The 23,403-nt window shown below is 45.1% G+C and carries 23 protein-coding genes; 9 read left to right on the top strand and 14 right to left on the bottom strand.

Annotated features, from left to right (window positions below; all coding sequences use genetic code 11):
- Positions 1 to 247 precede the first annotated feature (247 nt).
- From F551_RS0107245 to F551_RS0107225, 4 genes are all read left to right on the top strand, one after another.
- Positions 248 to 727: a hypothetical protein gene (locus F551_RS0107245; RefSeq protein ID WP_018996832.1), complete on the top strand. Its 480-nt coding sequence runs from the start codon at positions 248 to 250 to the stop codon at positions 725 to 727.
- Between the two features lie 23 nt (positions 728 to 750).
- Positions 751 to 1,419, top strand: coding sequence for a TIGR02466 family protein (locus F551_RS0107240; RefSeq protein ID WP_081621166.1), 669 nt, complete (start codon positions 751 to 753; stop codon positions 1,417 to 1,419).
- A 326-nt stretch (positions 1,420 to 1,745) separates the two neighbouring features.
- Positions 1,746 to 4,850 carry a hypothetical protein gene (locus F551_RS17560; RefSeq protein WP_018996830.1) on the top strand — a complete coding sequence of 1,035 codons (3,105 nt, stop codon included), beginning with the start codon at positions 1,746 to 1,748 and terminating at the stop codon, positions 4,848 to 4,850.
- Positions 4,851 to 4,934: 84 nt separating this feature from the next.
- Positions 4,935 to 7,622 (top strand): TonB-dependent receptor domain-containing protein, encoded by a 2,688-nt coding sequence (locus tag F551_RS0107225; RefSeq protein ID WP_018996828.1) that lies wholly within the window; start codon positions 4,935 to 4,937, stop codon positions 7,620 to 7,622.
- Positions 7,623 to 7,698: 76 nt separating this feature from the next.
- Here F551_RS0107225 and F551_RS16445 read toward each other — a convergent pair whose 3' ends face one another.
- The 10 genes from F551_RS16445 to F551_RS0107175 form a co-directional block, all read right to left on the bottom strand.
- A complete protein-coding gene (locus F551_RS16445) occupies positions 7,699 to 8,265 on the bottom strand; it encodes a prepilin peptidase (RefSeq protein ID WP_081621165.1) in 567 nt (188 codons plus the stop codon).
- Positions 8,266 to 8,298: 33 nt separating this feature from the next.
- Positions 8,299 to 8,664, bottom strand: coding sequence for a HesB/IscA family protein (locus F551_RS0107215; RefSeq protein ID WP_018996826.1), 366 nt, complete (start codon positions 8,662 to 8,664; stop codon positions 8,299 to 8,301).
- Between the two features lie 23 nt (positions 8,665 to 8,687).
- A complete protein-coding gene (locus F551_RS0107210) occupies positions 8,688 to 9,077 on the bottom strand; it encodes an SUF system Fe-S cluster assembly protein (RefSeq protein WP_018996825.1) in 390 nt (129 codons plus the stop codon).
- A gap of 12 nt (positions 9,078 to 9,089) precedes the next feature.
- Positions 9,090 to 10,334, bottom strand: a complete 1,245-nt coding sequence (locus F551_RS0107205; RefSeq protein ID WP_018996824.1) for an aminotransferase class V-fold PLP-dependent enzyme — start codon at positions 10,332 to 10,334, stop codon at positions 9,090 to 9,092.
- Positions 10,313 to 11,536, bottom strand: a complete 1,224-nt coding sequence (sufD, locus tag F551_RS0107200; protein WP_018996823.1) for a Fe-S cluster assembly protein SufD — start codon at positions 11,534 to 11,536, stop codon at positions 10,313 to 10,315. Before sufD ends, F551_RS0107205 begins: the two co-directional genes overlap by 22 nt.
- Entirely contained in the window at positions 11,533 to 12,300 is a 768-nt protein-coding gene (sufC, locus tag F551_RS0107195; protein ID WP_018996822.1) for a Fe-S cluster assembly ATPase SufC, read from the bottom strand. The genes sufD and sufC overlap by 4 nt, the downstream gene beginning before the upstream one ends.
- Positions 12,301 to 12,423: 123 nt before the next feature.
- On the bottom strand, positions 12,424 to 12,783 hold the full coding sequence (locus tag F551_RS0107190; RefSeq protein WP_018996821.1) for a hypothetical protein: 360 nt from the start codon (positions 12,781 to 12,783) through the stop codon (positions 12,424 to 12,426).
- Positions 12,784 to 12,793: 10 nt separating this feature from the next.
- Complete coding sequence (gene sufB, locus F551_RS0107185; protein ID WP_018996820.1) at positions 12,794 to 14,332, bottom strand: Fe-S cluster assembly protein SufB; 1,539 nt, start codon at positions 14,330 to 14,332, stop codon at positions 12,794 to 12,796.
- A complete protein-coding gene (locus F551_RS0107180; protein WP_018996819.1) occupies positions 14,332 to 15,495 on the bottom strand; it encodes a cysteine desulfurase family protein in 1,164 nt (387 codons plus the stop codon). The genes sufB and F551_RS0107180 overlap by 1 nt, the downstream gene beginning before the upstream one ends.
- A gap of 4 nt (positions 15,496 to 15,499) precedes the next feature.
- Positions 15,500 to 15,943 (bottom strand): Rrf2 family transcriptional regulator, encoded by a 444-nt coding sequence (locus tag F551_RS0107175; RefSeq protein WP_026296707.1) that lies wholly within the window; start codon positions 15,941 to 15,943, stop codon positions 15,500 to 15,502.
- A gap of 165 nt (positions 15,944 to 16,108) precedes the next feature.
- On the opposite strand from F551_RS0107175, the gene F551_RS0107170 reads away from it, so the two are divergent.
- On the top strand, positions 16,109 to 16,831 hold the full coding sequence (locus tag F551_RS0107170) for an alpha/beta hydrolase (RefSeq protein ID WP_018996817.1): 723 nt from the start codon (positions 16,109 to 16,111) through the stop codon (positions 16,829 to 16,831).
- A 20-nt stretch (positions 16,832 to 16,851) separates the two neighbouring features.
- Here F551_RS0107170 and F551_RS0107165 read toward each other — a convergent pair whose 3' ends face one another.
- Positions 16,852 to 18,021: an anhydro-N-acetylmuramic acid kinase gene (locus F551_RS0107165; protein WP_018996816.1), complete on the bottom strand. Its 1,170-nt coding sequence runs from the start codon at positions 18,019 to 18,021 to the stop codon at positions 16,852 to 16,854.
- A gap of 74 nt (positions 18,022 to 18,095) precedes the next feature.
- On the opposite strand from F551_RS0107165, the gene tyrS reads away from it, so the two are divergent.
- Positions 18,096 to 19,361, top strand: coding sequence for a tyrosine--tRNA ligase (tyrS, locus tag F551_RS0107160; protein WP_018996815.1), 1,266 nt, complete (start codon positions 18,096 to 18,098; stop codon positions 19,359 to 19,361).
- 40 nt (positions 19,362 to 19,401) lie between these two features.
- Here tyrS and F551_RS0107155 read toward each other — a convergent pair whose 3' ends face one another.
- Positions 19,402 to 20,073 carry a hypothetical protein gene (locus F551_RS0107155; protein ID WP_018996814.1) on the bottom strand — a complete coding sequence of 224 codons (672 nt, stop codon included), beginning with the start codon at positions 20,071 to 20,073 and terminating at the stop codon, positions 19,402 to 19,404.
- 115 nt (positions 20,074 to 20,188) lie between these two features.
- Positions 20,189 to 21,172 (bottom strand): nicotinate-nucleotide--dimethylbenzimidazole phosphoribosyltransferase, encoded by a 984-nt coding sequence (locus F551_RS0107150; RefSeq protein WP_018996813.1) that lies wholly within the window; start codon positions 21,170 to 21,172, stop codon positions 20,189 to 20,191.
- Between the two features lie 171 nt (positions 21,173 to 21,343).
- Between F551_RS0107150 and F551_RS17630 the strand changes: the two genes are divergently transcribed.
- The 3 genes from F551_RS17630 to F551_RS0107140 are packed head-to-tail and all read left to right on the top strand — an operon-like array spanning position 21,344 to position 22,345.
- Positions 21,344 to 21,517 carry a DUF1289 domain-containing protein gene (locus F551_RS17630; protein ID WP_081621164.1) on the top strand — a complete coding sequence of 58 codons (174 nt, stop codon included), beginning with the start codon at positions 21,344 to 21,346 and terminating at the stop codon, positions 21,515 to 21,517.
- Between the two features lie 22 nt (positions 21,518 to 21,539).
- On the top strand, positions 21,540 to 21,806 hold the full coding sequence (locus tag F551_RS0107145) for a hypothetical protein (protein ID WP_233355221.1): 267 nt from the start codon (positions 21,540 to 21,542) through the stop codon (positions 21,804 to 21,806).
- On the top strand, positions 21,803 to 22,345 hold the full coding sequence (locus tag F551_RS0107140; RefSeq protein WP_018996811.1) for a retropepsin-like aspartic protease family protein: 543 nt from the start codon (positions 21,803 to 21,805) through the stop codon (positions 22,343 to 22,345). The genes F551_RS0107145 and F551_RS0107140 overlap by 4 nt, the downstream gene beginning before the upstream one ends.
- Here the strand turns inward: F551_RS0107140 and dusA are convergent.
- The gene (gene dusA / locus F551_RS16440) at positions 22,332 to 23,339 is read right to left on the bottom strand and encodes a tRNA dihydrouridine(20/20a) synthase DusA (protein ID WP_018996810.1); all 1,008 of its coding nucleotides are present in this window, start codon (positions 23,337 to 23,339) and stop codon (positions 22,332 to 22,334) included. The genes F551_RS0107140 and dusA overlap by 14 nt on opposite strands.
- Positions 23,340 to 23,403: the final 64 nt, after the last annotated feature.

Genomic DNA, 23,403 nt, shown 5'->3' with positions numbered 1-23,403 from the left:
TGTTTCATTTTTACTCCATCCTGCTAATTCAGCTAGGATTGAAGCTCAGTACACATACTGAACCAAAGTAACTCCAAAACCAACTCTGTCCCGCTTTTAGCCTATATTATCAACCTCGTTATATATGAAATTTTTATGACCATACGTATTATTTGAACCGTTAAGCATAACTCCCCATTGGTTCACGATCAAACATCCCTTATTAGTCGCGCCAGATAGATTAATGATCAAAATCGGGATCTTCATTATGAAAAGTGTTTCATTGGCCGCGGCAATTATACTTAGCGGTGTCTTCATTTCCGCTTGTGAAAATACCGTTCAGCAGGATGCTCCAGAGAAGATTCAGTCTTCAGATAATATTGGCGCAAACAATAAAAGAGAATCAAAACTCCCTGGATGCCAAACATTAATTGACATGGGACAATTGGAAAATATGGAAATCCTAAATGTTTCCAACACAGATTTAGATACCATTCTGAAAAAAACGATTGAAAAATACGCCAGCGAAGAATCCGTGTTGATTTTACAAAATAAGAACACCATTAATTCCTGTACCATCCACCAAATTCATTTTAAAGACATCCCCCAAAGCCCCACTTCCCCCAAACAGGCAATTTTAGTATTTCTTGAAGACAAACAGCTCGGCAGTTTAACGTCTGCTGGTGCCAAAGTAACCTGTTGGAAAGATCCAGTTGAAAAATGGCATCCCTTGTCTGAATGCAAATAGACCTCTGTTATAGGATTTGATTCATGTCAGTTTCCGAATACTCTTCTATGAAACTTAAGGCCCAACGAGGCATGCTGTTCGAGACTCCTATTGTTTCAGCCCATTTGGATAACAGCGATAAATTCCTGACAGAATTGAAAAAGGTTATCTTAGAGAAACGAGCTTCTGACGCTGATGGCCTTAAAAGATCCAATATTGGCGGATGGCATTCAGACACTGATATGATGTCTTGGGGTGGTCTGGCTGCGAAAGAACTTTCTAAAAAAGTTATAGCGCTTACCCATCGGATGTCTCATTTTGCTGATGCTAAAGCTGAAAAGGTAAAATGGAACATCCAAATGTGGGCCAATATCACTCCCAAAGGCGGATCTAACCATATTCATGTTCATCCAGGCAATTTATGGTCGGCCGTATTGTATGTTGATATGGGCGGGATTGACGATATTGGAGACAACACCACAGGTCTTGGAGGCGAATTTTATTTCGAAGATCCTCGCTTTCCAACTAACTCAATGCATCATCCGGGATTTCGTGTTCTAGGCATGGACAACAAACCTCAATCTGTACAACCAGAGATCCGGCCAAAGAGAGGAGACATACTCATGTTCCCCTCTTGGCTAAAGCATGGAGTTCGCCCCTATAATGGCGACAAAGAAAGAATCAGCATCGCCATAAACTTGGACCCACAATGAGTTTTTATCCAAACTAGAAATCTCAACTTATGTTATAAATAGGCTGCAATAATACCTATTTCTGCAATTCATGAAAAAACCATTTTCAAGTGATACCCCACAGCAACACCACCCCATAACATATTGATAATTATGTTTTATCTTAATTCCAAGCAGAGCTTTATTTAGTCGGTTTCAGACATATTACACGCCCCGTTATATAACCGTCACATAACTATGTAATACGGCACTCGATCGAAATTGGTGTGATGGGTTTTGAGGGCCTTAGCATCAATCTTTCAAAACTGCTTCACACATAATTTCCTAGTTCTAGGGGGCTTACCGAAATGAAACCGGCTAAAAATTTGCGCCATGCATTGATGATTGGTGCTGCAAGTCTAGCGTTGTTTGCATGTTCAGACACTGACATCTCTTCACCAGGTTCAACAACGGCACCTACGCCAACACCTACGCCAACACCGACACCGACACCAACAGCTACGAGCTTGGTACCGTCTGGTTTTGACGCGAGCCACCCTGCTGTCTCTGTTGTCAACTACACAACACAAGCTGGTACTCTTATTGAAGTCGCTCAAATTACAGGTCCAATTACTTCAGACCTGACACTTCAAAAAGGCGTTGGGTACTTCCTTAACGGTTCAGTATTCGTGGGTGAGGACGGTACAAACAACGCAGTTCTTACAATCGAGCCAGGTACAACTATTTACGGTGAAGGATCTTCCTCTGGTCTTATCGTAACTCGTGGTTCTCAAATTGACGCCGATGGTCTTACAGTCGCAAACGGTGATGCAGACGACATTGACCCAATCGTATTTTCTTCATTTGGCGCTTATGACCGCGCTGAAGGAAATTCAAACGCCGACGCTACAACAGCACGCTCTGAGTGGTTGGGTCTTGTAATCAACGGTTACGCTCCAATCAACAAATGTGATGTTGTATCTGGCGCAACTGGTGGAACAGCTGACTGTCAAGACGACGGTGAAGCTTCTTCAGGTGTTTACGGTGGTGATCAACCTACAGACAACTCAGGTACTCTTCGCGGTGTGCGCGTTGAATACGCTGGTGTGTTCTACAACGAAGAAGACCAATCAAACGGTATCGCGTTCCAAGGTGTGGGTTCTGGTACGACAGTTGACTACGTACAAGTTCACAACAATGGTGACGATGGTGTAGAATTCTTCGGTGGTACAGTTGAAGCAAACCACATAATCATCACTGGTGCAGCTGACGACGCTGTGGACTGGACTGATGGTTGGACTGGTGGCATCAAAAACCTACTTGTTGTGCAAGCCGATGACGCTGGTGACTATGCTATTGAAGCTGACAACCGTTCAACTTCTGCACCAGACACACAGCCTCGTTCATTCCCAACAATTGCAAACTTCACATTTGTAGGTAACGGAACGGGTGCTGACGGTATCCGTCTTCGCGAAGGTACAGCTGCTAACCTCCTAAACGGTGTGGTTACTGGCTTCGACGATGGTATCAAATTTGGTGATAAAGCAACATTCGATCTACTAGCAGCTGCAAGCTCTGTTGATGGTGCAACATCAAACATTGAAGGTCTACTGTTCAACAACGCCGATGAAACTGGCGATGTTGTTGATGACCAAGGTACAGACGACACTGCTGATGATGTAACAACAGTTACTGACGCTGAAATCGTTGCAGCTATCCAAGCTGAAGGTTCATTCTTCGGTGTAAATGAAATCGCGGCCGAAAACTTTGAATTTGTTCCGGGACTTTCTGCTGGCCAAGTTCCTGTTCGCAACGCAAATGGTTTCCCGTTATACAACTATGATGATGGAAACCAGTATGCTCCTGCAGACTCTGATGTATCTAGCGCAGACGGTGCAAATGCAATTCCAACCGGTGCTGTACAATTAAGCCAAGTATTGGAACTAGGTGCACTGAACCAATTTGGTATCAACGATAGTGCCGCATCTGATCCTTATGCCGGTGCTTTCTCTCCAACCGAAACAGTTGCAAGCAACTGGGCTGCTGGTTGGTCTACTGGCGTATTTGCAGCTGCAACACCTCCAGCAGCATCTTGTCCAACAGGAACAACGCAAGCAGGAACTCTGGGTAGCGACTTAGTTTGTAATTTATCTGGTACAATTTCTGGAGACATTACTCTAACTGCTCAAAATAACATTCTATACCGCTTGGACGGTCAGGTATTTGTTGGTGAAGATGGCGTAAATTCCGCAACTGGTGATCTAAACCCAAGTTTCTCTCCTGCCTCATTGACTATCGAGGCTGGTGTAACAGTATTCGGTGACCGCTCGACAGATGGACTAGTTGTCTCTCGTGGGAACCAACTACACGTAAATGGAACATCGACAGCTCCAGTTGTTATGACATCAGGTGATGCAATCCGAGGAACAGCTGACTATGTCGATGGAAGAGGACAATGGTTAGGCCTATCTATTAACGGTCGCGCTCCAATCAACAAATGTGATGTCATTCCGACAGCAACAGGCGGTGACGCAAATTGTCAAGACGACGGTGAAGCCTCTTCAGGGACTTTCGGCGGTAACATTTCCGATGACAATAGCGGTGACATCAACTACTTACGTTTAGAGTTTGCAGGTATCTTCTTCAACGAAGAAGACCAATCAAACGGTATCGCATTCCAAGGTGTTGGTTCTGGCGGTAATTACGACTACATCCAAGTTCACAACAATGGTGATGATGGTATTGAATTCTTCGGTGGAACAGCAAACGTAAAGCACGCTGTTATTACTGGAGCTGGTGATGATTCAATCGACTGGACAGATGGTTGGACTGGTAAAGCTCAGTACGTGATCATCGAGCATAACAACTCAGATTATGCTTTTGAGGGAGACAACCGCTCGACATCTTCACCTGACCAAACACCTCGTTCTGCTCCTTCAATCTCCAACTTCACTATTTTGGGTGACGAAGGATCTAACGGCATGCGTTTCCGCGAAGGTATGGCTGGTGACTTTGTAAACGGTGTTATTGTCGACACTGGTTTCGGTTTCCGTATCAATGATGAATGTGACGGATCTGGAAACCCACACGGGACTTTCCAAGCTCTGACCGAAACAACAGCTAACTCCGCTGAAGGTAACTTAAGACTAGAATCTGTTATTCTAGATACTACTGGCAGTCGCCCATTCCGGGCTGATCCGGGTAGTGGCTGTACAGTTCAATACACTGACGCTGATGTTCAAGCTGAAGCTTCAAACTTTGCAACTGATGCTGCACTTCAATCAGGTTTCACTTTCTACAACAAAGCAGGCAAAGGCCTTCTTTCTGGTGCGAGTGTGACTGCAGTTGATGCTTCCACGATCGACAGCTTCTTCGATGCAACAACTTATGTTGGTGCTATCGAGAACAGTTCTGACACCTGGTATTTGGGTTGGACAATCAACTCTGCCGGTGAAGTGACATCAGCTAACTAATCAAACCAATCTAGATAGGGCTGCAGATATTTGTCTGCAGCCCCATTCTGTCTTTTTTTAAACAGTCTTTTTTCGGGGAATCCCATGCTCTATCGTCTATCTCTCGGAGTAGTGGCTCTGCTAGCGTCAAGTGCTTTGACACAAGTGAGCACAGCCTATGCTCAAGAAACTCAAACTTCTGAAGCGTCCGTAGACACCGGAGCACAGGAAGATATCGCGCGTCAGGATACAATCGTTATCCGTGGCCAATTCATTCCCGATGAAAAACGAGAAACTGCAGAAGTTGCAAGCTTGCTAGACGCAGAAGACTTCGCTCTTCGTGGTGATAGTGATGTTGCCTCTGCCCTTCGCCGCGCAACGGGTGTTTCCATTGCAGACGGTAAATTCGTAATTATCCGTGGTTTGAATGAGCGCTACGCTTCTTCGACACTTAACGGTTCTATTCTTCCAAGCCCTGAGCCACTCAGAAAAGTGACTCCTTTGGACTTGTTCCCAACATCAGTTCTTGAATCAACATTGGTTCAAAAAACATTCTCTCCAAACTTTTCTGCTGAATTTGGTGGTGGTTCTGTAGATATTCGTACGAAAAAAGTTCCACTTGAAAACTTCTTTGAAGTTGGCCTTTCAACAGGTGGAGACACTCAAACAAACCTTCAAGATGGTTTTCAATATGACGGTGGCGGCAACGACTATTTGGGGTTCGATGACGGAACTAGAGACCTTCCAGCTGGCCTAGAAGCAGTTTTCAATGATGGAACATACGCTTCAAGCGACAGAAACGCGTTTTCTCAAGCACTAACTAACGACCCTAGCCTTTTAGTTGTTCAAGAAGGTTATGTCGGCCCGGACATGGGTGTCGACGCAACAATTGGTCGTCGCTACGATGTTAACAATGCTGTTTCCATAGGTTTCCTTGGAACACTAGGTTATTCTAACGAATGGCAAACAAAAGATGGCCAACAAGGTATTGGTCAATCTTCTTTTGCAGATGCTGAAAACCCAACCCCAGTTCGTTCTCTGTCTAATTTCCAGACTCGTTCGACAACTAACTCTATTGGTTTAAACGGTCTTGCGTCTGTTGGACTTGATCTTTTTGATGCTCACTCACTGAACTTTTTGGCTTTTGGTACTCGTTCAACAGACAAAGAAGCTGAAGTACAACTTGGTCGCACAAACGATAACTCAGGTCTGCGTCGTGATTCAATTGAATGGATTGAACGTCAACTTTGGACAACTCAGGTTCAAGGTGAGCACACATTCGACGCTCTTTTGGGGTTAGAATTTGACTGGCGTGCCTCTTATTCAGAAGCAAAGCGCGATGCTCCATTTCAGTTCAAGACACAGTATCAAGCGGATGAAGACACTGGTGAATTCGAACTGTTTCTAGACAATAGTGTTGAATTCTCTCTCATCGAAGATGAAAACATGGATTGGGGTTTTGATGCCACTCTTCCTCTCTACATCGGTGACAAAGAGATCAACATTCTTGCCGGTTACGCCTACACTGAAAAAGATCGTGAATCACAAAGTGACTTCCTGATTATTCAAAACTTCAACAGAGAGTGTCGCGATCTTCGCATTGATGTCGCTTATCAATGTGAGTTCCAAGATGGCGGCGGATTCCAAAACACACGCTCCTCTCAAGCACCATCATTCTATACTGCAACTCAGGAAACTGATGCTGGTTACCTCCAGGTAGACGCCCAACTAACAAACTTTTTGAGAATGTCCGTTGGTGGTCGTTATGAGGACTTTATCCAAGTTGTTCAAACACAAACTGCCCGCAACACATTCGGTTTGATCTCTCCTCCACTGGAGCAATCAGAATTCTATCCTGCCGGTACATTGACTTGGAACTTTGCCGATGACCTTCAGCTACGTATTGGTTACTCAGAGACTGTCAATCGTCCGCAGTTCCGTGAGGTTGGTCCTAGCCGATTTACAAACACTGCGACGAATGAAAGTTTCATCGGTAACCCATTCTTGAAAACAACTGACATCACAAACTTTGATGCGCGTTTGGAATGGTATTTCAGTCGCGATCAATTCCTGACATTAGGTGTGTTCAAGAAAGAACTAGAAAACCCAATTGAAGCGTTCAATGTTGGGTCTGGTGAAAGCCGCTTGGTGACATTCATCAACATCGACGCTGCTGATGTGGAAGGTTTTGAAGGTGAATACCAACAAGACATTCCAATAAGCAGTTGGGTTGATTGGTCATGGTTTGCGTCAAAAGACTTTCAATTGACTACGAACTACACATACACAAGCTCAAGCATCGAAGCGAACAACCCTGTGCAGATCCTGAATTCTTCGGTCACTGCAAATATTGCTTCTAACTTGACTGAAAACCAATTGTTGGCAAATGACGACCTTGTGCGTGCAATCACACTTCGTACGCCAGATTTCGAAGCTGGTCGTAAACTTCAAGGACAATCTGAGCACATGGCTAACTTCCAAATCGGTTACACCGACTTTGAAGCTAACTCCAGCTTGAACCTCTTGCTTAACTACCAAAGTGATCGCATTCGCTCTGTTGAATCATTCTCAGATGAATCTCCAGCCATTATCGAACAACCACCAATGCTTCTAGACATTGTCTATAAGCGGGAATTCGAATTCATTGGTGGTACGTATGATTTTGGTTTCAAGGTGAAGAATATTCTTGGAGAATCTTATGAAGCTTATCAGGAAGCAGGCGGCAACCGTGTGGATGTTGACGTATATGAACTGGGAACATCAGTTTCAGCTTCGCTAAGCCACAAATTCTAATCTACTTCACAGGCTTATAGAGCTTCAAAATATCAGGGCGTGCTTCATCGAAGTACGCCCTTTTTCTATGCTTGCTTTACAGTAAGAGAGAAAATCTATCTTGGAATAACCACACTAACCAGAACCCTACTGCTAGATGCGGTCCAAATGCGATGCGCTGCTTTAAATCAAAACTTCTTTTTGTAATCATTAAGCTGATACTTAACAAAAGCCCTGACAAAGACGATATCAATAAAACATAAGGGATACCGATCCAACCAAGCCATGCGCCAGCGGCAGCCAATAATTTTGCGTCCCCTAGTCCAATTCCTGCGATACCTCTTTTTTTTATGTAATACCACGCGATGGTTGCAATCAAACCATACCCAATTACCGCACCAATAATATGATGCCCAAGGTCAGATAGATGATAAATGCTAGCCCATATTAAACCGATAATCACCAATCCATAGGTCAACGGATTCGGTAGAATATGACGTTCGATATCGATAAATGACATCCAAACGAGTAACACCGCAATTAGTACGCTTGGATAAAATAGTTCTAAGGGCTGCAACACAAGTGAAGACAAAAGCGCAATGAGAATCGTCACCACGCAGAGGAAGACCCTCAATTTAGACTTCAGACGTAAATGCTCAATCATGCTGATGTCCCTCACCGCATAGCGCCAAGTTTATTATTCAGCAGCATCCTCAAAGGGGGTGATTGTAACGCTTTCTCCACACCCACATGCGTCTGTTTGATTGGGGTTTTTGAACACAAACTTCGAGTGCAAAGGAGAAATTTCATAATCAATCTGTGAACCAAGCAGAAACAACACTGCTTTTGCATCAACGACAATTTCAACACCATTGTCTTCAACACGTTCATCCAACATCTCAGGTGATTCCGCGTAATCCATGACATATTCCATGCCCGCGCAACCGCCGTTTTTCACTCCAACGCGCAAAAAACCTGCACCTTTATCAGACATGATACGCTTAACTTGGTTAGCAGCTGCATCCGTCAAAGTAACGATTTTGGGTCTTGGTCGTCTTGCCATTGGATAATATCCTTTAAACCAGATTACAGCATGTTCAATTGTAATCGCGCCTCATCAGACATGCGGGATTGGTCCCAAGGCGGATCAAATACGAGACTTACCTTACACGTGTGAACACCATCGACCTTCAATACAGCCTCTTCAACCCAGCCTGGCATTTCACCAGCCACAGGGCAACCTGGCGCAGTCAATGTCATTTCAACATCTGCATGGCGATCATCATTCAAATCAACTTTATAAATCAAACCCAATTCATACACATCAACTGGAATCTCAGGGTCGTACACCTCTTTAATCCGCGCAATAATATCATCGGTAATTCGATCCAATTCGTCTTGAGGAATGGGACCATTTGATACAGGCGTTTCAGCTGCAGCAGGTTCAATTACGTCGCGTTCAATCTCTTCAGACATACTTTTCTCAACCTAAGCCAATAACATTGTTCGCGCTTTTTCAAGCGCCTCAACAAACACATCGGCTTCTTCTAATGTATTATATATTCCAACACTTGCGCGCGCTGTTGCACTCACATTTAAGTGATCCATCAAAGGCTGCGCGCAGTGGTGTCCTGCACGGATAGCAACACCATAACGGTCCAATATCTGTGCCAAATCGTGCGGATGTGTTCCATCTATCGAAAATGTCAGAACCGGCCCTTTGTCAGAGGTAGTACCATGCACTCGCAGACCATTTATACCACGAACCCCGTCATACAGGCGCTGATACACCGCTTTTTTATTTTTCTTAGCACCTGCAGTATTGTGTTTGCCAAGCCATTCAACAGCTGCGCCAAAACCAACTGCTTCGAGTATGGCAGGTGTTCCTGCTTCGAAACGATGAGGCGGCGTATTGTATGTCACATTATCACGAGATACGGAATCAATCATCTCTCCGCCTCCCTGATAAGGTCTCATGTTCGCTAATATATCGAGTTTGCCGTAAAGCGCACCAATTCCGGTTGGACCATAAAGCTTATGCGCAGAACACACATAAAAGTCGGTTCCTAAGTCCTGAACATCCACATCTAGGTGCACTGCCCCCTGACATCCATCCAAGAGAACCAGTGCTCCGACACTGTGTGCATCTTCAATAATTGTTTTAACGTCAGGAACAGTACCCAGTACATTGGACATATGCGCAACAGCTACAAGTTTGGTCTTTTCAGACAACTGAGACCGAAAGCTCTCCATGTCGAGTGAGCCATCTTCTGTCACTTCTATCCATTTGATAACGGCACCAAATCTCTCACGTAGAAAATGCCACGGCACAATATTAGAATGGTGCTCCATGACAGAAACCAAAATTTCGTCGCCCGCTTGGATTTTTTCTGCCAGTCCAGACGCAACGAGATTGATCGCTTCGGTTGCACCCTTGGTGAAAATTATCTCATCCACTGAAGCGGCATGTAAATGGCCACGAACAGACTCACGTGCTTTCTCAAAAGCATCAGTCGTTTCATTTGCAAGAGTGTGAAGACCGCGATGCACATTAGAATAAGCAGTGCGTGCTTGGTTTGCCATCGCGTCGATCACAAAGTCAGGTTTTTGAGCTGATGCAGCACTATCGAGATACACCAACGGCTTGCTTCCAATTTGCCTATTCAAAATTGGAAACTGATCCCGGATAGCCTGGATATCCAAAGGCAAGTTTAAAGAGACGTCATCAGCCATTGGTTAGCCTCCTCTTCCAGAATTTCACGTAAAGCATCATCTGAAATCGTCGCAAGCCCTTCGGCGATGAAGCTTTGGGTCAACATCGCCTTGGCTGTCACCAAAGGTATCCCGCGTTGACGCATATAAAACAACGCATCTTCATCCAGAGAACCTGCAGTATTTCCATGCGCACATTGCACATCATCAGCATAAATCTCTAATTCCGGCTTTGCATTTACCTCGGCACCATCTTCGAGTAATAGCGCATTATGTGCCATAGCTGCATCTGTCTTTTGAGCATCACGGGCCACATAAAACTTGCCTTGGAATGCGCCTTTTCCACCTTTTTTGACAGCACCTTTTGTCACTTGAGCAGTTTCACAATGCCCCGCGGAATGGCGAACATGGCTAGTTACATCCACATGCCGGCCATCATCCAATAGATAAGCGGCATTTATCACAGCCTTAGCACCTTCAACCTGATGATCTACGCGAGTTTCCAATCGACACAATTTTGCACCTTTAGCGAGCGCAGATTGAGTAAATTCACTATCACCAGATAAGCGCACATTCGTTGTCACAACTTGAACAGCAGTTTCATTCGCTGACTGATAAATTACGCGTTCAACAGATGCGTTTTTTTCGACATTGTATTCTATCACCGTCGATGAAAAACCACCTTGATTGAAGTGGCTTTCAACAATCGTTGCTTTAACGCCTTCGCGGACATTTAGCTCTATCCGAGAAAACATGTCTGAGGCATTAGCGTCGATCACCAAACGAACAGGTAGACTTTGATCAGCCGATATCTCAATGCGTAAGACTCTCGAATTCTCACATAAAGCAGCGGTCAAAGCGGCCATAGGCAGATCTTCAGAAGCAACAAAAGATGTTTCTAAAAGCTCTTCAGACCAATTTAAGCCTTCTGGCTGGGCATTAGGTGTTTTCACACCTTGTGCTGAAAACGTAAATGTCGGCCCAGCTATCTCCGCAAAAACATCTCTAATAGAATTGCCCTGCACACCACTTGTTTTCAAAGCAGCTCGCAAATCCGACCAACGCCAGTTTTCAATTCGACGATGTGGCAATCCTTTTTTGGCAAACGCTTCAAAAGACCGTAAACGACTTGCATCAGTACCGAGAGTTTTAAATGCAGATATGAAACGCTCTTCTGCCGGAGATGGCTTGGCAATCAATGTGGATACGTCTGTCTCGCTCACGCATTCGCCTCCGCCAACACGCCATCATAACCTTCTTTTTCAAGGCGCAGCGCCAGTTCTGGTCCGCCAGTTTTAATAATCTGACCCGCCGCCAATACGTGCACTTTGTCTGGCTTAATGTGGTCTAGAAGACGCTGATAGTGTGTAATAACCAACATTCCACGATTTTCAGAACGCAACGCATTTACGCCTTCAGATACAATACGCAACGCATCAATATCCAAACCAGAATCTGTCTCATCAAGGATCAAAAAGTTTGGTTCGAGCATCATCGCTTGGAAGATCTCTAAACGCTTCTTCTCACCACCTGAAAAACCAACATTTAGTGGGCGCTTCAGCATGTCTGGTTGTATTTTAAGAACCTTAGCTAGCTCACGTGCTTTCTTTAAAAATTCTGGCGCAGAGATTTCATCCTCACCACGCATTTTACGCTGAGCATTCATAGCCGTACGTACAAATGTCATCACTGGAACGCCGGGAATCTCTAGCGGGTATTGAAAAGATAGATAGAGACCTTTAGCTGCGCGCTCTTCAGGGTCCATTTCCAGCAAGTCTTCATCGTTTAGAGAAGCAGAGCCTGATGTTACTTCATACCCATCGCGTCCAGTTAGAACATAAGATAGTGTCGACTTACCAGCACCATTTGGCCCCATAATCGCGTGCACTTCCCCAGCAGGCACATTCAGGCTTAGGCCTTTGATAATTTCCTTTCCTTCGCCATTTTCGTTTTCAACACGTGCGACGAGGTCATTAAGGGCTAACACGGGGGCTTACTCCAAACTTCTTTTTCTTCCCCACTCACATAGGGAGTTTCATTCTTTTTCACAATACCCGACAAGGTAGGTATGTTATTTAACCGATCAAATTAATTATTGGCACAAAATGTTCTAATCTTCTGCCTTTAGAGGGTTTGTTCGAGATTGGATGATTTTTTCCCGGTCAGTGTCACTAGCTGACAGCCATATCAATTGATCAATTCGATCAACTCCAACGGCGACACCCCATAACAATCCAAAGATTGCGATATAGTAGAGAATGCTCAACACGGAATCAGTAGTTTGAGAAACCAGCATAGCTTTAGCGTAGTCCTCCAAATTGCCATATTGCCCTCTAAATTGGACATAGGAAGAACCTACCGAAACCAAGTTAACTAGCACAGAAATAATCCCTGAAAAATATGCAAATTTTCTAAGAATTCTCATCGAATTCATGGGAGGTCTATCGGCTAAGCCCAACGTTCTTTCCATTCTATTTCCCCTAACCCACGCTACCTTCAAGACTAACTTCCAGAAGTTTTTGCGCTTCCACGGCAAATTCCATTGGTAGTTTCTGAATGACATCGCGCACGAAACCATTCACCAAAAGCGCGACAGCTTCTTCCTCACCCAATCCACGCTGGCGACAGTAGAAAAGCTGATCTTCTGAAAGGCGTGTTGTTGTTGCCTCATGCTCTAATTGAGCATCAGCGCGCTTGTTCTCGATATACGGCACGGTGTGCGCACCACATGTTTGTCCAATGAGCAAACTGTCACACTGGGTGAAGTTACGAGAACCTTTTGCTTTACCGCCAACAGACACCAATCCGCGATAGGTTTGATCAGATTTACCCGCAGAAACACCTTTTGAGATAATGCGGGACTTGGTGCGCTCTCCAAGATGGATCATCTTGGTACCTGTATCTGCTTGTTGATGGCCATTCGTCACTGCGATTGAGTAAAACTCACCAACGCTTTCATCACCGCGGAGAATACAGCTTGGATATTTCCATGTAACCGCAGAGCCTGTCTCAACTTGTGTCCATGAAATCTTGGACCGTTTTCCGCGACAATCACCGCGTTTGGTCACAAAATTATAGACACCACCATTACCTTCAGCATCACCTGGCCACCAGTTTTGAACCGTTGAATATTTGATCTCTGCTTCATCCAGAGCCACAAGTTCAACGACCGCCGCATGAAGTTGGTTTTCATCACGCATAGGCGCGGTACAGCCTTCAAGGTAAGAAACGTATGACCCTTCATCTGCAATAATGAGAGTACGCTCAAACTGGCCTGTACCTTGCGCATTCATGCGGAAATACGTTGATAATTCCATTGGGCAACGCACACCTTTAGGAATGTAAACAAATGTCCCATCCGAAAAGACCGCGCAGTTCAATGTTGCGAAGAAATTATCTGATTGAGGTACAACCGTTCCAAGGTATTTCTTTACCAGTTCAGGATATTCGTGAACTGCCTCAGATATGGACATGAAAATCACGCCAGCTTTCTTTAGCTCTTCTTGGAATGTCGTCACAACTGAAACTGAATCAAAGACAGCATCAACAGCAATACGAGGTTTTTCGCGCGCTTCAGCAGCAGACTCAGCTGCACCTTCAACACCTAGAAGCACCTCTGCTTCACGAAGTGGAATACCTAGTTTTTTATATGTCTCTAGAATTTCTTCTGGTACGTCGTCTATAGACTCGTATTTCGCCTGCCCCTTTGGAGCCGCGTAATAGTAAGCATCCTGATAATCAATCTTGGGATAATTGACCATCGCCCATTCCGGCTCTTCCATGGTCAACCAACGCTCGAAAGCTTGCAAACGCCATTCAAGCATCCATTCAGGTTCATTCTTCTTTTCAGAGATGAAACGCACAATGTCTTCGTTTAAGCCTTTGGGCGCAAATTCTTGTTCAACATCTGTTGTGAAGCCCGCTTCATAATTCTCAGCTTCTAGCGCACGCGCTGCATCAACAGTAGCCTGATCTACACCGTCTTTTACAATCTCTTCCGGACGCACATCGTCAGCCATCAGGCAGTCTCCTTATCAGAGGTGTTCATTTTCACCCCTTTGCGCTTTGCTGCCTCAATCCAGGCATCACCAGCTTTTGTGTAATCTTCTTCTTTTGAGGCCCAGCCAAAGCTAAACCTGATAGCACCCTGAGACAGCGTTTCTGCAACTCCCATTGATGCTAAAACATGCGATTGTTTGACTTTACCAGAGGAACAAGCAGATCCCGAGGAAACCGCAACGCCCGCAAGATCCATAGCCATCACTTGGGTTTCAGCTCGCAAACCTTCAACGCTCAAGCAAGAAGTATTTGCCAGTCTTCGAACTTTTTCCCCAAATACAGTCACATTTGCCACAGTTTTGAGGCGTTCTTCTAAGCCATCTCTATATTTAGCTTGAGATTGATATTCTTCAATCTGACCAAGTGCCTCACCTATTGCAGCTGCAAATCCAGCTGCGCCTGCAAGGTTTTGAGTACCAGAGCGATGCCCCATCTCTTGGCCACCACCCAGCAAAGTCGCTCTGAAAGGCGCTCCAGCTTTCACAAAGAATGCGCCAATCCCAGCGGGGCCTCCAACCTTATGACCGGACAAAGTCAGATAATCTAAATCTCCATCAATCACTGACACTGGAATTTTTCCTAATCCCTGAACAGCGTCACAATGCACCAAACCGCCAAAAGAATGAATGATGTCTGCCGCCGCCTCGACGGGCTGCACTACACCAGTTTCATTATTCGCCAGCATAAGAGACAACAGAGGTAATCGACCTTCATGCGGCCAATTTTCAAGCAAGTCATTCAACGCTTCCAGATCAATCACCCCATCAGGCGTTGCGTCTAACTTAATCGCTTCAGGTAGTTGAGCTAAAACTGCATCATGTTCAAACCCGCATACGATCGGCATAAGCAAAGGGTCATGCAGGCGTGCACCATTCAGAACCGCAGCATTCGCCTCCGTACCACCACTCGTAAAGGTCACGTCCTCACGGCATGCGCCTACCGAAGAGGCCACCACTTCCCGTGCGTTCTCAAGGCACGCCCTAGCAGAGCGGCCCAAACTATGTACTGAAGAAGGATTAGCGCCGATTTCCATTGCAGAGAGCATTGCTTCTTTGGCCGAAGGCCGCAAAGGTGCCGTTGCATTATAATCGCAATATACGGCGCTATTTTTCGCCAAACTCATAATACTATAATTGTTCCAATACGCCAGACATTCCCTTAACTTCACCCGAGAGAATATCGGTGATCGAAACCTCAGAAAGGAATTGAATGATGTGCAGGCGCAACTCACGCCAAAGATCATGTGTCGCACAACGCTCTAACCGTCCTGTGCAAGGCTTTCCGCCCATTTCTCCACAACGAGTTGTTTGAATTGGCTCGTCGACTGCGACGATTATCTGGCTAACCATTGTCTTGTCTGCACCGCGCTGAAGAAGGTATCCACCGCCCGGCCCACGTACACTTTTCACGAGTTCCGCTTTACGGAGTTTTGCAAACAATTGTTCAAGATAAGAGAGTGATATCTTCTGCCTTTCAGCGATGTCAGATAAAGAAACAGGTCCATCTCGATCGTTCGACGCAAGATCAACCAAAGCCATAACTGCGTAACGTCCCCTAGAACCTAATTTCATAAAACGACTCCCGTACTCTATTTTTCGAGTTTGAATATATACCCGATGAAAATAGTCAAGTACTCTCAATTCTACAATGTCTGTTGAGAAAAACTTGAAATTGCCCCCCAATTTAGGGTATCGCCATTTCTTTCACTAGATTTGAAACTAGAAGGATTTCGTTTCATGCCAGAAGTCATCATCCCTGGACCTGCAGGCCGCATTGAAGCCCGTTATGAAGAATCCGAAGTTCCTGGCGCACCGATCGCACTAATCTTGCACCCGCACCCTAAAGCTGGTGGAAGCATGCAAGACCCTGTTGTTATTACACTTTATGAGATGTTTGTGAAACGAGGCTTCTCAACTCTTCGATTCAACTTCCGTGGTGTAGGCCGCTCTCAAGGATCGTTTGATGCTGGTCCTGCAGAGCTATCGGATGCTGCTTATATTCTAGACTATCTAGAATCAATCAATGATAGCGCGCGCGCATGTTGGGTATCAGGATACTCATTTGGTGCATATATTTGCCTTCAACTTTTGATGCGCCGTCCAGAAATTGACGGTTTTATCGCAGTCTCTCCACCTGCAAACCACTATGATTTAGCGTTCCTTGCACCTTGTCCTGCTTCAGGAATCATCATTTCAGGTGATAAAGATGGTGTCGCGGCACCTTCGGACATTGAACGTTCACTAACTAAGGTTCGCGTTCAAAAAGGTGAAGAAATCGAGCGCACAAGTGTTCCAGGTGCAAACCATTTCTATCAAGACAAACTAGCTGAACTTGAAGAAGTTGCCGCTGAATACCTCGACCGACGTCTCGCTGAAGCCAATCCCGATTCTGCGCTTCCATCTATTGAAGAAATGGAAAGTGAGTTGGACGATATCGACGAGGACGAAGACGAGCTATAAGTTTTATAGACTTAGTCTGACTATTTTCGACGGGTGGGTGTTGCAAAACGTCCACCCGTTTTTGGTTCTGCTACACCTGTTGTTTCTGGAAAGCTTATTGGCAAACCAACAGCTGAACGCGCGGCTAGATAGGCAAATGCTTCTGCCTCAATCGCATCGCCACGCCAACCAACTTCACCCGCATCAATTAGCGCATCACCAAGTTCATCCCGCAGGTATTGCATAATGAGTGGGTTATGACGGCCACCACCCGTCGCGACAACAATCTCAGGCATTTTCGGCATTTCCTCCAAAGCCCTCAAAATTGTTCGTGCAGAAAATGCCGTTAGAGTCGCCGCACCATCTTCTAACGACATATTTGAAACAAGCTTGTGAGCCGAAAAGTCGTAACGATCCAATGACTTTGGTGGGCTTGTTGAAAAGTAAGGATGCGCCATCCATTTCTCGATCAGACCTTCATCAACTTGGCCCGCCTTAGCAAATTGTGCATTTTCATCAAATGAACCCTTACCATGCTTTTCAACCCACTCATCAATTGGGCCATTGCCCGGGCCAGTATCAAATGCGATCGGTGCACCACCATTTGATTGCCATGTAAAGTTTGCTACGCCACCGAGATTGAGCACCACACCTGTGAATTCATTTTGTTTTCGATTAGCAGCCTCTTTAGCCAATAATGCAGTATGATAAATTGGAGCCAATGGCGCGCCGTGCCCTCCTGCTTCCATATCCGCTGTTCGTAAATCAAACACGACAGGCATTTTCAATTCTTTTGCTAGAAGCTCTCCATCCCCCAATTGGAGCGTTTGGCCTTTATTTCCATTTTCTGGTGGTGAATGAAGGACCGTCTGGCCGTGAAATCCTGCGAGGACTGGTGTCTCTCCTTTACCAAACTGCAACAATTTCTTAGCTGCATCCGCATGGGCGAGTGTCATCATACGTTCGGCTTTGGCGAAACTTTTTGGTTCAGGTCCATTCCAGTTCCATTTAAGCGCATCCTGTGTAGCAACTGCCAGTACTTTCCGTTGATCGTCAGTATAACTAATTGTTATCCACGATCCAAACTCCTCAATGATTTGACCATCTGTTTTTATGAGTGCGACATCCACGCCGTCCAATGAGGTTCCGCTCATAAAACCAAGTACCCATTGCGGACCAGATTTAAACAAATGCGCCAAATCACTCGACATAACGTCTCTTCCCTCTTTCAAAACTTACGTCTCTTGTGTTAATCGCCCACATTCAAACTTAGGAGACGAATCTTATGGCCGATGATGCCTTCATGCCTGAATCTGAATTACTTCGCACCCTTTATGATCGCGGATATGTTTATCAGATAACAGATGAAGCGGGTTTGGATGAATATGCCAAAACCGAAATTCCGGTCGGTTATATAGGATTCGATGCCACGGCGAAAAGTTTGCATGTTGGTTCGCTAGTGCAAATCATGATGCTTCGTCGGCTGCAACAAGCCGGTGGAAAGCCTATTGTATTGATGGGTGGAGGCACGACCAAAGTTGGCGATCCAACGGATAAGGAAAAAACGCGTCCGATTTTAACTGAAGAAGCAATTCAGGAAAACATCGATTCCATCAAAACTGTGTTCGAAAAATTTCTAACATTTGGAGATGGACCGACTGATGCTGTGATGGTTAATAATGACGATTGGCTATCTACTATCCACTACATCGATTTTTTACGTGAATACGGAAAACTCTTCACGATCAACAAAATGATCATGCAAGAAACTGTAAAACGCCGCTTAGAAAACGAACAACCATACACATTCCTTGAGTTTAACTATGCACTGCTTCAAGCTTATGATTTCCTTGAGTTAAACAGACGTCAAAATGTGCGCCTCCAACTAGGTGGATCTGATCAATGGGGAAACATCACAAACGGAACTGAACTTTGTCGTCGATGCGAAGACACCAAAGCTTTTGGTTTTACAACTCCCCTAATCACCACTGCATCGGGTGTAAAAATGGGCAAGACCGTAGGTGGCGCCGTCTGGCTGAATGCTGATATGAAAAGCCCTTATGACTACTGGCAATTCTGGAGAAATACCGAAGATGCCGATGTGGGACGTTTCCTCAAATTGTTTACTGATCTTCCACTTGAAGAAATCACTGAATTGGAAGCACTCAAGGGCGCAAAGATCAATGATGCTAAAATAGCCCTCGCCGATGCAGCAACAGAAATGCTGCATGGAGAAGCTGCCGCGAAAGAGGCTAAATCTGCCGCTGCGAAAGTCTTTGCTCAAGGCGCAACAGCTGAAGGCATGCCATCTTTTGAAGTTGAATTTTCGGCTATTGAAACAGGCTATATTGCAATTGATGGATTTATAGCCTCTGGACTTGCAAAATCAAAAGGCGAAGTCAAACGTCACATCAAAGCTGGCGCAGCTAAGCTCAATGGTGAAACCATCACCGACGAGTTGGCCAAGATTACATTGGCAGATCTTGAAGACGACAAGACAGCTCGTCTATCCATCGGTAAAAAGAGACATGCACGATTGATTGCAAAATAGTAGAACGGGCAAGCAAACGGCTTGCCCAATTTACATGAGACTAGTTGAGATTAGCTGGCAAACAGCGAGACACCCCATAATCAACGTATGCGTCATAGGTTGCTAAATCCACCTGCTCTACATTGGTCAACTGATCATATCCTGAATAATCAGCGCTATCTTTTTCTCCCCAATCAATGCGAACCGCAACCGATTTTTCAGGTAAGAAGGTAGTAATCTCAGGTGTTTCCCAATCCGTACGAACGTCAAATACTGACTTTGGTCCAAATTCTCCGACGTTCTGTTCGTGGGTATTAAGAATTCGCACTGTGACTGGCATTTGCCCACCGGCCAAATCCGTGCCGCTCAATGTCGTTTCAGCGCCAGTTTGAACCGGCCACATTGCCTGTAAATTACGTCGTTCAGTTGCACTTGGCGCGATATCACCGCAAACATGCCAATACAAACCGGAAAACTCTAAAAAGAAATCTTCTTGCTCAACTGCTGTACGGTCTTCAGGCAGATTCACATACAATGCATAATCTTCACCGGTCGCGACAACTAACTGCCTGATTTCAGAATCGGGTTCACCTTCGGATACAGCATTGTAAGTGACTAATGTTCCTACAACGGGCGGTACATAGTTTGAGTAAGGGCCTGCTGGAGTTCCGGGTCCAGTTGCACAACCAGCCAACAAACCTAAACCCAAAACGGATGCTGAGAGAATACGCATAATTTTAACTCGCTTTTAGCAACGACCAAAGCCCAATTTAATTCTATGGAAAACATCAATCCAGCATGTGCGTCAATAGTATTCCCCAATGACGCTAACGCGTTCAATGTACTATTTAGTCACTAATTGCTGCATGTTCATTTGCAGCACAAGCAGCCTTAAGTACCCCAATAGTAGCACTCGCACCTGCTCCTTCAGAACAGCGAAGCCCTAGATCAAGCAACGGTTTTTGACCAATGCGATCCAATAATGCTTGATGCGCAGGTTCAGAAGAAAGATGCCCCGCTAAACAGTGGTCAGCAGCACCTGGTTTCATAGCATGCACCAACGCTGCCGCCACACATGTTGAGAACACGTCCAGAATGACTGGAATACCCTGCATGCGAGCTGCGATGATTGCACCAACCAATGCAGCAATTTCACGTCCACCCACGCGTTGCAGTATCTCCAAGGGATCAGCAAAATGTCCGCGGTGAGTTTCCATTGCCTTTTTTACAACGTCTACCCGCGCTTCAATGACCTCTTTGGATACCCATGAACCAGCGCGAACCCAGTAAGTCGCATTTCCGCCGAACATGGCGCAGGCTACTGCAGCTGCGGCCGTTCCGCCGCCGATACCCGTTTCTCCTAACACCAGTAAGTCAGGCTTTTCAGCAATAGCTTCCATACCAAAAGCGATTGTTGCAGCAGTCTCTTTTTCAGACATTGCCGGACCTTCAGTGAAATCAGCTGTTGGCTTTTCAATCGCCATCTCAAAAACACGAAGTCCTGCACCGCCAGCTGCAGCGATGTGATTAGTAGCTGCTGCCCCAGTCCGGAGCATTTCTACCATTTGCTGTGTACTAGCTTTATTGTGCGCTTTTATACCGTGCTTCGCAATTCCGTGCGACGAGGCGTAAATAGCGACCATTGGGCGTTCAATTTTTGGTATTGGGCGCCCCTGCCATTGAGCCATCCAAGCGACTATCTCACCCATACGACCTAAACCGCCAGGAGCCTGTTTTAACAGATTGTGTCTGTTTTCTGCTGCCTGCTTTGCAGACATATCCCCATCTGGTGCACTCTCAACAAGCGCACGAATATCATTGAGAGGTGACATTGTCCCGTACCAGTACTAGATCTAAATTTTTAGCGAGATTCATTTATGCCCTTTTCAAAGCTTTCAATCAACACCCAATTCACATAGTAATTCAATCTATATAGTTCAAAACACGATCTTTTTGGAATTTGCTGAACTCAAGACTGATTAGAAATTTAAAGGCAGATATTGATGCGTTCGCCCTGTAAAAAAACATGCGAATTAGATATTGAATTGTTAAATTGCGTAAGCTGTAAGCGGACGCGAAACGAAATAGCAAGATGGTCGCAAATGACACCGTCTGAGCAAGATGTTATTATGGATGACCTACCGAATCGACCACAACCAAAGAAACAAGACAGATAATTATTATTCTATTTAAGCAATCATGATGTTAACCCGCATTCTAACAGCGATCGCACTGATATTAGCGACACTTCTACTCATAGCCTTCTTAACCAATGGCAACTTCCAAAGCCGTGATGGTGAAGATGTATCTATGACCAGAATTGCGACTGCTCTTGGATATCTTATTCTAGTATCGGGTGGATTTTATGGTGCGGCAAAATCAAACGCGACGCAAATGATTAAATATGCAATTGTTTGGGCAGGAATCGTCGGATTGATCGCTCTAGTTTATCAGGTGACACATTGAGTAACAAAATTGGATCTATTCTCTTTGTGTTTATCGCTGCATTTGCAATTGCGATTGGTGTTCGGGACCATTTGGCGGTCGACCAAGATAATTCTCGTGATGAACAAGTTCAATCTGCAGTCACTTCACCCAAACCAATGAACCAATTCCAAATTGAGGCCCCCGGCCACTTGGCTGCATCATTGCGCAAACAAACTGACGGCCACTATTGGGCAAAAGCAAAACTCAACAACAAATATCAATTAAACTTCATGGTTGATACTGGGGCCAGCATTTGTGTTTTAACCCCAGCGGATGCCAAACGATTGGGTTATAATTTTGATACAATGGAAAAAGACATCAAAATCAAAACCGCGTCTGGTACAACTTATGGCGCTTCAATAACTATCGATCGATTTGAAATTGGACGCGTCATGCTTAAAAACATTGATGCGGTTGTCCTTGACGACAATCTTGAACAATCCCTGCTTGGAATGTCTTTTCTTGAACGCCTTACCAAATGGGAAGTTTCAAAGTCCGCGATTATTATCCATCAATAGTTGAAGGCAACTCATCATTCTGATGAACAAATGTAGCAGCTTCATCAACTATTTTGATCGTATCCACACCTTTGGCTCCAGGTGCATTTTCAGATAAAAAACGACGCCATTTTTTGGCTCCCCGTTTCCCATTGAAAAGTCCCATCATGTGCCTTGTCATGGCGTGTAGATGTATACCGTTTTCTAGTTGCTCTAAAATGTATGGCCGATAATTGATTAAAGCCTCGAACTCATCAGTATCTTCTACGTCTTCACCAAATATCACTCTATCTACGCTGCCCAGTAGGCCAGGCGTATGATAAGCAGCTCTTCCGAGCATAATTCCGTCAAATCGAGGAAGCTGTTCAACGCCGGCCTCAAGGCTCCCCAAACCGCCGTTTAGAGAAATAGTCAATTCTGGATGTTGTTTTTTTAAATCCGCCACGAGATCATAATCTAAGGGCGGAATGTCTCTATTCTCTTTTGGACTGAGCCCTTTTAACCAAGCCTTACGCGCATGAACAATGAAAACATGACATCCGGTTTCTGCGACCGTTTCGACGAATTCAAACAACCGCTCTCTTGGTTCATCATCGTCGATTCCGATCCGACATTTAACTGTAACAGGGATGTCAACCGCATTTTTCATAGCCGAAATGCACTCAGCGACATGCTGAGGTCGGGCCATTAAACAGGCTCCAAAAGCACCAGATTGAACACGGTCTGATGGGCAACCACAGTTTAAATTGACCTCAGAATACCCAAAATCTTCCCCAATTTTCGATGCCTTGGCCAACTTCTCCGGATCAGATCCTCCCAATTGCAGCGCAAGAGGCTGCTCCTCAGGGTTAAAGCCAATCAGGTATTCTAAATCACCATGGATCAATGCGTCGGCTGTAACCATTTCTGAGTACAAAAGAGCACGTTTTGTAAATGCACGATGGAACATACGACAATGCCTATCTGTCCAATCCATCATTGGAGCAACAGAAAATCTGTATGATTGTTCGTACATCGAGAGATAGCCTTCTTGGACACCCCAAACAAACGTATCATTTGCGGGTAGTTAGCAAATCAAA

Source organism: Hirschia maritima DSM 19733 (assembly GCF_000378345.1).
In the GTDB taxonomy this organism is placed as follows: domain Bacteria; phylum Pseudomonadota; class Alphaproteobacteria; order Caulobacterales; family Hyphomonadaceae; genus Hirschia; species Hirschia maritima.
This window is presented reverse-complemented; position numbering and strand designations above follow the sequence as displayed.

What these genes read in the sequence shown, in the direction of transcription:
- F551_RS0107190 (WP_018996821.1), bottom strand. Translation starts at nt 12,783, where the DNA reads ATGGAAAGAACGTTGGGCTTAGCCGATAGACCTCCCATGAATTCGATG.
- F551_RS0107150 (WP_018996813.1), bottom strand. Translation starts at nt 21,172, where the DNA reads ATGTCACCTCTCAATGATATTCGTGCGCTTGTTGAGAGTGCACCAGAT.
- F551_RS0107165 (WP_018996816.1), bottom strand. Translation starts at nt 18,021, where the DNA reads ATGTCGAGTGATTTGGCGCATTTGTTTAAATCTGGTCCGCAATGGGTA.
- sufB (WP_018996820.1), bottom strand. Translation starts at nt 14,332, where the DNA reads ATGGCTGACGATGTGCGTCCGGAAGAGATTGTAAAAGACGGTGTAGAT.
- F551_RS0107155 (WP_018996814.1), bottom strand. Translation starts at nt 20,073, where the DNA reads ATGCGTATTCTCTCAGCATCCGTTTTGGGTTTAGGTTTGTTGGCTGGT.
- F551_RS16445 (WP_081621165.1), bottom strand. Translation starts at nt 8,265, where the DNA reads ATGATTGAGCATTTACGTCTGAAGTCTAAATTGAGGGTCTTCCTCTGC.
- F551_RS0107210 (WP_018996825.1), bottom strand. Translation starts at nt 9,077, where the DNA reads ATGTCTGAAGAGATTGAACGCGACGTAATTGAACCTGCTGCAGCTGAA.
- tyrS (WP_018996815.1), top strand. Translation starts at nt 18,096, where the DNA reads ATGGCCGATGATGCCTTCATGCCTGAATCTGAATTACTTCGCACCCTT.
- dusA (WP_018996810.1), bottom strand. Translation starts at nt 23,339, where the DNA reads ATGTACGAACAATCATACAGATTTTCTGTTGCTCCAATGATGGATTGG.
- F551_RS17560 (WP_018996830.1), top strand. Translation starts at nt 1,746, where the DNA reads ATGAAACCGGCTAAAAATTTGCGCCATGCATTGATGATTGGTGCTGCA.
- F551_RS0107170 (WP_018996817.1), top strand. Translation starts at nt 16,109, where the DNA reads ATGCCAGAAGTCATCATCCCTGGACCTGCAGGCCGCATTGAAGCCCGT.
- F551_RS0107145 (WP_233355221.1), top strand. Translation starts at nt 21,540, where the DNA reads ATGATGTTAACCCGCATTCTAACAGCGATCGCACTGATATTAGCGACA.
- F551_RS0107175 (WP_026296707.1), bottom strand. Translation starts at nt 15,943, where the DNA reads ATGAAATTAGGTTCTAGGGGACGTTACGCAGTTATGGCTTTGGTTGAT.
- F551_RS0107225 (WP_018996828.1), top strand. Translation starts at nt 4,935, where the DNA reads ATGCTCTATCGTCTATCTCTCGGAGTAGTGGCTCTGCTAGCGTCAAGT.
- F551_RS0107240 (WP_081621166.1), top strand. Translation starts at nt 751, where the DNA reads ATGTCAGTTTCCGAATACTCTTCTATGAAACTTAAGGCCCAACGAGGC.
- F551_RS0107180 (WP_018996819.1), bottom strand. Translation starts at nt 15,495, where the DNA reads ATGAGTTTGGCGAAAAATAGCGCCGTATATTGCGATTATAATGCAACG.
- F551_RS17630 (WP_081621164.1), top strand. Translation starts at nt 21,344, where the DNA reads ATGCGTTCGCCCTGTAAAAAAACATGCGAATTAGATATTGAATTGTTA.
- F551_RS0107205 (WP_018996824.1), bottom strand. Translation starts at nt 10,334, where the DNA reads ATGGCTGATGACGTCTCTTTAAACTTGCCTTTGGATATCCAGGCTATC.
- F551_RS0107245 (WP_018996832.1), top strand. Translation starts at nt 248, where the DNA reads ATGAAAAGTGTTTCATTGGCCGCGGCAATTATACTTAGCGGTGTCTTC.
- F551_RS0107215 (WP_018996826.1), bottom strand. Translation starts at nt 8,664, where the DNA reads ATGGCAAGACGACCAAGACCCAAAATCGTTACTTTGACGGATGCAGCT.